Source organism: Patulibacter medicamentivorans, from assembly GCF_000240225.1.
GTDB classification, from domain to species: domain Bacteria; phylum Actinomycetota; class Thermoleophilia; order Solirubrobacterales; family Solirubrobacteraceae; genus Patulibacter; species Patulibacter medicamentivorans.
Map to the genome: position 1 here is coordinate 1 of NZ_AGUD01000253.1, position 9310 is coordinate 9310.

The following is a 9310-nucleotide window of genomic DNA, read 5'->3' on the forward strand; positions in this document are numbered from 1 at the left end:
TCCCGCTCGGCGCGGCCGCCGGGGCCGTCGCGGCGCTGCTCGTCGTGGTGCTGGCGGTCGGCGGCTCGGACCCCGCCCCGGCCGTCGCCGACGTCGCCCGGATCGCGGTCCGCGACCTCCCCGGCCCCGCGCCCGCCGCCCTGCCCGGCGGGACGCTGCTCGACGTCCAGGTCGGCGAGATCACCTTCCCCGACTGGCGCCGGCTCGGGTGGCGGGCCAGCGGGGTGCGGCGGACCACCGTCGACGGCCGCGACGTGACGACCGTCGAGTACCGCCGCGGCGGCCAGCGGATCGGCTACGCGATCGTCGACGAGTCCGCGCTCGACGAGCCCGCGACCGCGACCCGCAGCGTCCGGCGCGGCGTCGTCTACCGCGGCCTGCGGGTCGACGGGCAGGCGACGGTCACCTGGCGCCGCGCCGGCCGCACCTGCGTGCTCGCCGGAGACGCCGCTCCGGCCGAGCTGCTGCGCCTGGCCTCGTGGCGCGACGGCGGATCGCTCGTCTACTGACGCCGGGTCACTCGGCGCGCCGCTCGCCCGGATCGTCGGACGTCCCGTCCAGCTCGCGCGCCAGCCGGTCGCGGGCCCGTGACAGCCGGCTGGCGACGGTGCCGGCCGAGACCTCCAGCAGCCGTCCGGCCTCGTCGTAGGAGAGCCCGACCACGTCGACCGCCACGAACGCGTCCCGGAACGCCTCCGGGAGGGCGGCGATCGCCCGCCGCAGCTCGTGACCGGCCAGCGCCGCGACCGGGTCGCCCAGCCGGTCCGACGCCGGCAGGTCGTCCGGCAGCAGCGCGGTCTGCGGCCGCCGCAGGCTGCTGCGGTGACCGCTGATCATCGTGTTGCGGAGGGCCCGCAGCAGGTAGCCGAGGTCGTCGCCGCGGACCAGGCGGGGACGGGCCAGCAGCTGCGCGCAGGTCTCCTGCACCAGGTCCTCGGCCTGCTCGCGCGATCCGGTCCAGGCCCGCGCCGCCCGGTACAGGCGCGGCAGGTGCTCGACGACCCGGTCGGGATCGAGGCGGTGGGGCCGGGCGCTCATCCGCCGTGGCCTCCGCGCCCGGCATCGGCGTCGCGGCACGCCGCGGCGGGCCGTGAACGGCCTCCCCGCAGCCGATGCACGTCGAACGGCGCCACGGCGAGCACCGTAGCGCCGCGGCGGACAGTCCCGGGGAGTCGGGCGCGGGCGCGCGCCCGTTCTGGCGCCTGGTACCAGCGCTCCCGCCCGGTCGGTGCTACCCGGCGACCGCCACGGCCAGCGCCGCCGCGAGGTCGCCGCGATCGGCGACGGCGACGCCGTCGAGCCCGAGCCAGCCGGCCATCGACCGCAGCTCCGCCGCCAGCTCGTCGGCGACCTGCCGCTCGTCCCATCCGGGCAGGTCGCGCTCGCCGTGAGCGGCCTGGACGCGCAGCAGGCCGTCGCCGCGGTCGGCCTTGAGGTCGACCCGCGCCACCAGCCGCTCGCCGAGCAGGAACGGCAGCACGTAGTAGCCGTGGACGCGCTTCTCCCGCGGGACGTAGATCTCGATCCGGTAGCGGAAGTCGAACAGGGCCTCGGTCCGGGTCCGCTCGAAGATCAGGGGATCGAACGGGACCAGCAGCGCGCGAGCGGCGACCCGCCGCGGTCGCCGCGCGTCGACGTGCAGGTAGGCCGGCCGCGACCAGCCCTGGACCCGGACGGGCTGCAGCTCGCCCGCGTCGACCAGCTCGGCGATCGCCGGGCGCGCCTGCGCCGGGCGCAGCCGGAAGTAGTCGCGCAGGCACTGCTCGGTCGCGACGCCGTGGGCGCGGGCGGCGATCCGGACCAGCTCCCGCATCGCGTCGGCCGGGTCGGGGGTCGGCGCCTGCGCCACCGCGGGTGGCAGCACTCGCTCGGGCAGGTCGTAGCGGCGCTCGAACTGCGCCGTGCGCCCGGCCGAGGTCACCCGTCCGCAGAAGAACAGGTACTCGAGCACGCGCTTGGCCTGCGACCAGTTCCAGCCGTAGCCGTTGCTCTCGCGCCGGCTGACCTGGTGGTCCGCCGCCAGCCGCCGCTCCAGCTCGACCGCGGTCAGGGGCCCGTGGTCGGCGATCTCGGCCTCGACCGCGGCGACCAGCTCGGTCAGCTGGCCGGCGCGACGGATCCCGCCCCATGCCTCGTCCTGCACCCGCTCCATCCGCCACCGCAGCAGGCGATGGGTCTCCGGCGGCACGAACGACGCCTCGTGGGCCCAGTACTCGACCAGCCGCCGCGGCCGGCGACCGGCGGCGCGATCGAGCAGGCCCAGGTCGTAGGGCCCGATCCGGCTGAAGAGCGGCAGGTGGTGCGCCCGCGTGAGGACGTTGACCGAGTCGATCTGGAGCAGGCCGATGCGGTCGATCACGCGCTGGAGGTGCGCCATCGTCACGCGCGCCGGCGGCCGCGCGTGGTGGCGATCCGCGAAGCCCTGGGCGGCCAGGGCGATCCGCCGGGCCTGGGCGGTGGAGAGGACCGCGTCGGCCGCGGGCGCCGGCTCGGCGGAGGACGTCGAGCGAACCACCATCCCGCCGATCATCGCAAGCCGCCCGGATCGAACGTCCGTTCGCCCCGCCGTCGACCGACCGGCCCGGTCGGTCGATGTGACGTTCCGGCCGCCCAGCGACCGCGACGTCACGCGGCGCCCGCCAGCCCGCCGCCTCAGGCGCCGAGGACCGCCTCCGCGACCGGCGCCAGGTCGGCCGGCAGCGGCAGCCGCTCGTCGAGCAGGAACGGCGCCAGCAGCGCCACGGCCTGCGCGGGGTCGGCGCCGAGCCCGGAGAGGTGCTCCTCCCGCAGCCGCCGGACCACGGCGTGGTCGGCCCACGGGCTGCGCCCGGAGCGGGCGCCGGAGACCGCCTCCTGGCCCGCGACCGGCTCGCCGTCCGGCCCACCGGCGATCAGCCGCATCGCCGCCAGCGACTCGGCCTCCTCGCCGACGCACTCGAACGGCTTGTGCTCGCGCAAGCCGGCCAGGTCGCTGAAGCCGTCGTACTGCTCGAGGTCGTCGAGCATGTCGACCCCGAAGATCGCCCGCAGCGCCGGCGGCTCCAGCCACGGGGCGAGGGCCAGGTAGACGAACCGGCACTTCGGGCAGTTCCCGCACCAGTTCGACCGCCGCCGGGCCGGGTCCAGCCGGAAGACCGCGTTGCAGGAGGTGAAGTGCGGGTGGTAGCGCTCCAGCCGGCTGAAGGCCCGCGCGATCGCCAGCTCGCTGGCCGGGCGCAGCACCGAGCGGTAGTCGAGCCCGGTCGCGACCTCGGTCTCCAGCAGCTCGCGGAACGCGCGCTCGAAGGCGACGCCCTTGCTCCACTGGTGATTGACCTCGAGGCCGTTCCAGACCAGGTTGCCCTCCGACGCCGAGCGCTCGTTGGCCATCGCCACGGCGTCGGCTCCGTGCAGGACCGCGGTCATCAGCGCGATCGTCGAGACGACCGCGGTCACGGGGACGTGGCCGTTGAGCGCCCCCGCCGCGTTGAGCTCGCCGATGTTCGGCGACAGCGAGCGCAGAGCGACGGCGTGGGGTCGCCCGGAGGCCTCGACGCAGCGCACGATCGGCGTCGCCCGGCCGACCGAGAAGCAGACCGCGTCGCGCCCGGCCCGCTCGATCAGCTCGAGCGCGACGACCGAGTCCTTGCCGCCGCCGATCGGGACCAGCGTCCGGCCGCTGACGGGCAGCGCGACCGCGTCGACGGCGGCTTCGTCGCCGGCGACCGGGAACGCCACCCGCTCGCGGACGTCGAGCTGGTTGGTGTAGGCGAACTCGCCCAGCCCGAGCGTGTAGACGTCCTGCAGCAGCGCCCGCAGCCGCGGCGAGAGCCCGCCGCCGGTCCACCCCGCCGCCGGCTCGACGACCATCGCCGGCGGTGCCGCGGTCTTGTAGTACGAGACGCCCGCCAGCAGGTGCAGCAGCCCGGCCAGCCGCCGCAGCGCCTCGCGACGGGCCGGATCGGCCGGCCAGGCGACGCCCTCGAAGCGGACGGTCTCGGCGAACGCGACGGCGTCGTCGAGCGCGTAGCGGAGCGTGACCGCGGCCGCCGCCTCGTCGATCTCGACCGCCACGAAGCGGAACGCCTCGAACGCCGCCGGATCGAACGCCGCGACCGCCGCTGTGCTGGGCTCGGACACCGATCGAGGGTATCGGTCGCGCTGCCGCGGACCCCCGCGATAGGGTCGCTCGCGATGCGGATCGCCGTCTCGTCGGACGCGCTCGACGGCGTCGCCGGCAGCCTCGCCGACGCGCTCCGCGAGCGCGGCCACCAGGTCGTCGCCGTCCACGGGGCGCTGTCCCCGGACGAGCGGGACGACTGGGCCTGGGCCTCGGAGGCGGCCGCGCGGGACGTCGCCGAGGGCCGCGCCGACCAGGCGCTGGTCGCCTGCTGGACCGGCACCGGCGCGTCGATCGCGGCCAACAAGGTCCCGGGGATCCGGGCGGCGCTCTGCGGCGACGCGGCGACGGCCGCCGGCGCCCGTCGCTGGAACGACGCCAACGTCCTCGCCCTCAGCCTCCGGGGCGTCTCCCCGGCGCTGCTGGACGAGATCCTCGACGCCTGGTTCGCGACGCCGCCCAGCGACGAGGCCGACGACCGCGCGAACGTCGCCCACCTCGACGCGATCGCGTCCCCGCCCACCGACCGACCGGAGCCCCGATGACGCTCGCCGGCCCCCACGACCCGCCGATCCACGTCGACGACGTCCCCGAGAACGGCTGGGAGGTCGGCGAGCTGCAGGCGCGCCGGCGACGGCTGGGGGCCGCCGCCGGCGCCCACCGGCTCGGCGTGGCGATCATCGAGATCGCGCCGGGCAAGCGCTCGACGCCGCCCCACAGCCACGCCGACGAGGAGGAGATCTTCCTCGTGCTCGAGGGCGACGGCCTCAGCTGGCAGTCGACCGGCCGCCACGACGTCCACGCCTACCCGGTGCGGGCCGGCGACGTGCTGGTGCACCTGACCGGCGGGCCCGCCCATACGCTGATCGCCGGCCCCGACGGGCTGCGGGTGCTGGTCCTGGCCGAGGGCTCGCGCACCGGCATCACCTACCTGCCGCGGACCAGGCAGTTCTGGCTCGGCCCGCGCTGGTCGCCCGCCGACGGCCCGCACCCGTTCCAGGCCGACGCCGAGGCCGGGCCGCTGGAGGTGCCGGCGGCGAGCGACGAGCGGCCGTCGAGCATCGTCGCCCTCGCGGACTGCCCGCTGGAGACCGGCGGCCAGGGGCGCTTCCGCTGGGCGACCCGCGACGGTGGCGGCGCGGCTGGCGCCCAGCGCCTGGTCCTGGCCACCGACGAGCTGCCGCCGCACAGCATCAACACGCCCCTGCACTGGCACACGATGGCCGAGGAGTGCTTCTACGTCCTGCGCGGCGGGGGCGTCGCCCGGATCGGCGACGCGCGCCATCCGCTGCGGCCGGGGTCGTTCCTGCTGCGACCGCCGAAGCCCGGCGTCGGCCACCGGATCGAGGTCGGCCCCGAGGGGATCGAGTACGTGACGATGGGCGACCGGGTCCCGGGCGACGTCTGCGTCTACCCCGACAGCGGCAAGATCGCCGTCCGGCCCGGCGTCTTCCTGCCGATCTCGGCGCTGACCTACTTCGATGGAGAGCCGGACGCCGAGACCCCGCTCGACGACGCCCCGCCGGCCTGATCAGCCCTCCGCCGAGGCCGCCGCCAGCTCGCGCCGCAGGATCTTGCCGGTGGCCCCACGCGGCAGCGCGTCGTGGAAGTGGACGTCGCGCGGCACGTCGACGCGGGCGCGCTGGGCGCCGACGTAGGCACGGACGCCGTCGGCGTCGAGCGTCGACCCCTCGTGGAGCACGACGTGAACCGCCAGCCGCTGGCCCAGCTCGGCGTCCGCGACGCCGACCGCCGCCACCTCGTCGATCTCGGGGTGGTCGATCAGCAGGTCCTCGATCCCGCGCGGATAGACGTTCTCCCCGGCCGAGACGATCATGTCGTCCTCGCGCCCGAGGACGAACAGCCGTCCCAGGTCGTCCAGGTAGCCGACGTCGCCGGTCTCGGTCAGGCCGTCGACGCGCGTCAGCCGCGTGCCGTCGGTGTAGCGGTCGTTGACGTTCGCGCCACCGACGTGGATCCGCCCCGGGCGGTGGGTCGGCAGCGGCACGTCGGCGTCGTCGTAGATCCGGACGGTGGCGCCGAGCGGGATCCGGCCGGCGGTCCCGGGGGCCGAGCGCAGGTCCTCCGGATCGGCGATCGCGGCCCAGCCGACCTCGGTCGAGCCGTAGAGGTTGTGGAGGCCGTCCCCGAACGCGTCCATCCAGCGCAGCGCCAGGTTGCCCTTCAGCGCCGAGCCGGAGCTGGCGACCGTCGTCAGGCTCGAGAGGTCGTAGGTCGCCCGCAGCTCGGGGTCGAGGTCGAGGATCCGCTGCAGCATCACCGGCACCGCGATCAGCACGTCGACGCCGTGGCGAGCGATCCCGCGCAGCGCCTCCTCGGGGTCGAACTCGCGTTGGAGGACGACGGTCGATCCAAGCAGCAGCGCCATCAGCAGGTTGACGTAGCCCCAGGCGTGGAACAGCGGCGGAGCGACCAGGAAGGTGCTGCCGTCGCGGTAGGGCAGCCGGTCCAGCAGCGCGACCGGCGCGTCGACCGGGATCCGGCTGCGGCGGCTGCCCTTCGGCGGCCCGGTCGTGCCCGAGGTCAGCAGCACGACCCGCCCGGGAGCGCCCGGGTAGCGCAGGCCGCGCCCGGCGCCCTCGACGATCAGCTCGTCGATCGAGCGGACGCCGCTGCGCGGGCGGTGGTCGTCGTCCCACGCCGACACGACGCGCGTCAGCGTCGCCGGCGTCGCGCCGCGCGCCTCGTCGATCAGCTCGAGCAGGTCGGCGTCGCAGATCACCGCGGTCGGGCGCTCGCGGTCCATCACCGCCCGCACCTGCGGCGCGGCCAGGCCGGTGTTCATCAGCAGCGCGTCGGCACCGGCCTTGCTGACCGCGATCAGCGCCTCGACGAAGCCGCGGTGGTTGCGCGCGGCGAGGGCCACGCGGTGCCCCTCGCCGACGCCGCGATCGCGCAGCGCCACCGCCAGGGCCGTCGAGCGGGCGTCGAGCTCGGCGTAGGTCAGCGCCCGCTCGCCGTCGACGATCGCCAGCCGCTGCGGGTCGCGCACGGCGGCCGCGGAGTAGGCGCCGGCAGGCGTCGCTCCCCAGCGACCGAGTTGGCGCGCGATCGTCAGGTACTTGTCCGGACGCATCGGCCGGAAGACGCCCGCGCGGGCGAAGACGTGGGCCGAGCGCGCGGTCGTGCTGGCCACCCGCAGCGGGTTCGGCAGCCGTCGCGGCTCCGGCTCGTCGAGCAGCTGGCGGCCGAGCGCCCGCAGCATCTCGCGCGTCCGACGGCGCATCTCGGGCAGCGCGATCACGCCGGCCAGCGCGCCCGGGACGCCGCCGGGCGGGTTGTAGCCCAGCCGGATCACGATCCGGGCGCCGTCGTCGTGCGGCCGGACCCGGATCCCGACGTGGAGGTCGATGCCGGTGACGCCGGTGGCGACGATGTCGCGTCCCTCGACCAGCTCGGTCACCTCGAGCTCGCTGCCGAGCTCCGCGGCACCCACGCGGAGGACGGTCCGGAGCCGGGTGCCGCGCCGCAGCGGGCCGCCGCCGAGGACCTCGAAGACCTCGAGCCCGGGCATCGTCCGCCGGATCACCCGCGGATCGATCGCCGCCCGCCACGCCCGGTCGGGGTCGACCGGCAGGTCGATGCGCTCGGTGACCCGCATCAGCGCAGCACCGAGAGCCGTCGCCGACGTCGCAACTCGTGGAGCATCTCGTCCATCGTCGCCGACACGTGCGCGTGCACCACCTGCGGATCGGGATCGGGCCCGAACCGGGCGACCGGATCGATCGGGGGCAGCAGCTGGACCGCGAGCCGGTTGGGCAGCGGCAGGCGATCGAGCACGCCGAGCGCGCGTGGCACGCCCGGCGACCACGGCAGCAGGCGTGCCAGCCGGTCGCCTCCGAGCGCGCGCGCGAGCCCTCGGCCGCGGGCCGGGATCAGCGCGGTGCCCTGCCCGCCGATCGAGACCACGGGAACGATCTCGACCCCGGCGTCGAGCGCCAGGCGCACGTAGCCCTCGGCGCAGCAGGCGGCGTCGACCGCGCGCGCGTCGTCGCCGATCGCCGGATGGGTGAGCACGCAGGCCCCGGCGGCGAGCGCCGTCCGGACCGCCTCGGCGTTGCCCGGCAGCATCCCGAGCCGGCGCAGGAACCCGAGCCCCGGCGACGCGGCGACGCGGTCGGCGACCAGCACGTGCAGCGGCCGCTCCGGCCCGAAGTGGCTCGCGAACGCCAGCACGAAGACGAGGCTGTCGGGGGTCAGGTTGCCGCCCGCGTGGTTGCCGACCAGCAGCACGGGCCGGTCGTGCGGGATGTGGTGGAGCCCGCGGACGTCGGCCCGGAACCAGAGGCTCGAGACGATCCACGCGATCGGCATCAGGTCGCGCAGCAGGTAGCTGTCGCGATCGTCCAGATCGACGGCCGGGGGCCGTCGGCGTCCGCGGCGGCCGGCGGCCGGCAGCATCCGAGCGGCGCGGGCCGGCGCCAGCGCGGTCCGCCCGACGGCGGTCGCGGCGTCGGCCAGCTGCCCGAGCACTCCGAGGGCGGCATCGGCGGGCACCGCCAGCCGGTGCGGGGTCGCGTCGGTCGCCGCCGTCTCGGCGTCGTCGGTGAGAGAGGTCGGATCGGCCATGCGAGGCGGCCGCGACGGCGCGCCCGGCGGGGGCCGAACGGCGCTCGCGGCCCCGGGAGCGTACCCAGCGCGCGGCGAGCCGTCGAGCGTTCGCCCCGCAACGACGGAGTCCCCGGTCGGGGCCCGGTCGCGGGGGGACGGCCAGGCCCCGTTCCCGGGGGTCCGGGGGGGATGGCGGCACCGACGCGGCGGTGTGCCGCCCGCCGCGTCGGTGCCGCCCCGTGACCTGCCGCCCGACCTTCCATCGGATGGGACCACGGATGTCGTGGCCGACCGGCAACCCACGTGGGTGCCGGGGTCGCCGCCGAAGCGACGACCCGACGGGAGCTACAACGGTCGAGCGACCGCGGAATCAGGATCGATCTCGCGAAGTTGGCGCGTTGACACTCTTCAGCGATCGCGGCGGCCATGCCCGCGACCGCGGTCGCCACCCTCGCGCCCCGGCCCCGACGACGGTCCATCGGCGCCTGACGCCGCACGGGAGCGGCCGTCCGAGCGTGGCCCTCCCGAAGGGCCCCCCGAGCGGCCCCGCCGCCACGGCTGGGGGGACGTCGCCGGCGGTCCCGATCCGGACCGCGATCGCGCGTCGCCGCGACCCCCGCCCCGATCGCCGCCGCTCGG

The 9310-nt window shown here is 76.4% G+C and carries 7 protein-coding genes and 1 pseudogene; 3 read left to right on the forward strand and 5 right to left on the reverse strand.

Annotation, left to right across the window (positions count from 1 at the left end; genetic code table 11):
- Positions 1 to 509, forward strand: a pseudogene (locus PAI11_RS27440) (hypothetical protein); the annotation flags it as partial.
- 7 nt (positions 510 to 516) lie between these two features.
- On the opposite strand, the gene PAI11_RS17925 reads toward PAI11_RS27440, so the two are convergent.
- The 3 genes from PAI11_RS17925 to PAI11_RS17935 all read right to left on the reverse strand — a co-directional run bounded on the left by PAI11_RS17925 (position 517) and on the right by PAI11_RS17935 (position 4119).
- The gene (locus PAI11_RS17925; protein ID WP_007577386.1) at positions 517 to 1038 is read right to left on the reverse strand and encodes an RNA polymerase sigma factor; all 522 of its coding nucleotides are present in this window, start codon (positions 1036 to 1038) and stop codon (positions 517 to 519) included.
- Between the two features lie 193 nt (positions 1039 to 1231).
- Complete coding sequence (locus tag PAI11_RS17930; protein WP_050897302.1) at positions 1232 to 2518, reverse strand: winged helix-turn-helix domain-containing protein; 1287 nt, start codon at positions 2516 to 2518, stop codon at positions 1232 to 1234.
- A 134-nt stretch (positions 2519 to 2652) separates the two neighbouring features.
- Positions 2653 to 4119 (reverse strand): MurL-like N-terminal domain-containing, encoded by a 1467-nt coding sequence (locus PAI11_RS17935; protein ID WP_007577389.1) that lies wholly within the window; start codon positions 4117 to 4119, stop codon positions 2653 to 2655.
- Positions 4120 to 4173: 54 nt separating this feature from the next.
- Here PAI11_RS17935 and PAI11_RS17940 point away from each other — a divergent pair, with 54 nt between their 5' ends.
- The gene (locus tag PAI11_RS17940) at positions 4174 to 4644 is read left to right on the forward strand and encodes an RpiB/LacA/LacB family sugar-phosphate isomerase (protein WP_007577391.1); all 471 of its coding nucleotides are present in this window, start codon (positions 4174 to 4176) and stop codon (positions 4642 to 4644) included.
- Positions 4641 to 5630, forward strand: a complete 990-nt coding sequence (locus PAI11_RS24705; RefSeq protein WP_007577393.1) for a cupin domain-containing protein — start codon at positions 4641 to 4643, stop codon at positions 5628 to 5630. Before PAI11_RS17940 ends, PAI11_RS24705 begins: the two co-directional genes overlap by 4 nt.
- On the opposite strand, the gene PAI11_RS17950 is transcribed toward PAI11_RS24705, so the two are convergent.
- The gene (locus PAI11_RS17950) at positions 5631 to 7721 is read right to left on the reverse strand and encodes an AMP-binding protein (RefSeq protein WP_007577395.1); all 2091 of its coding nucleotides are present in this window, start codon (positions 7719 to 7721) and stop codon (positions 5631 to 5633) included.
- Positions 7721 to 8689, reverse strand: coding sequence for a 1-acyl-sn-glycerol-3-phosphate acyltransferase (locus PAI11_RS17955; protein WP_007577397.1), 969 nt, complete (start codon positions 8687 to 8689; stop codon positions 7721 to 7723). Before PAI11_RS17955 ends, PAI11_RS17950 begins: the two co-directional genes overlap by 1 nt.
- Positions 8690 to 9310 lie beyond the last annotated feature (621 nt).

Bases quoted from the DNA above. Each gene is read 5' to 3' on its own strand.
- PAI11_RS17930 (WP_050897302.1), bottom strand. From the start codon at position 2,518: ATGGTGGTTCGCTCGACGTCCTCCGCCGAGCCGGCGCCCGCGGCCGAC.
- PAI11_RS24705 (WP_007577393.1), top strand. From the start codon at position 4,641: ATGACGCTCGCCGGCCCCCACGACCCGCCGATCCACGTCGACGACGTC.
- PAI11_RS17940 (WP_007577391.1), top strand. From the start codon at position 4,174: ATGCGGATCGCCGTCTCGTCGGACGCGCTCGACGGCGTCGCCGGCAGC.
- PAI11_RS17955 (WP_007577397.1), bottom strand. From the start codon at position 8,689: ATGGCCGATCCGACCTCTCTCACCGACGACGCCGAGACGGCGGCGACC.
- PAI11_RS17950 (WP_007577395.1), bottom strand. From the start codon at position 7,721: ATGCGGGTCACCGAGCGCATCGACCTGCCGGTCGACCCCGACCGGGCG.
- PAI11_RS17925 (WP_007577386.1), bottom strand. From the start codon at position 1,038: ATGAGCGCCCGGCCCCACCGCCTCGATCCCGACCGGGTCGTCGAGCAC.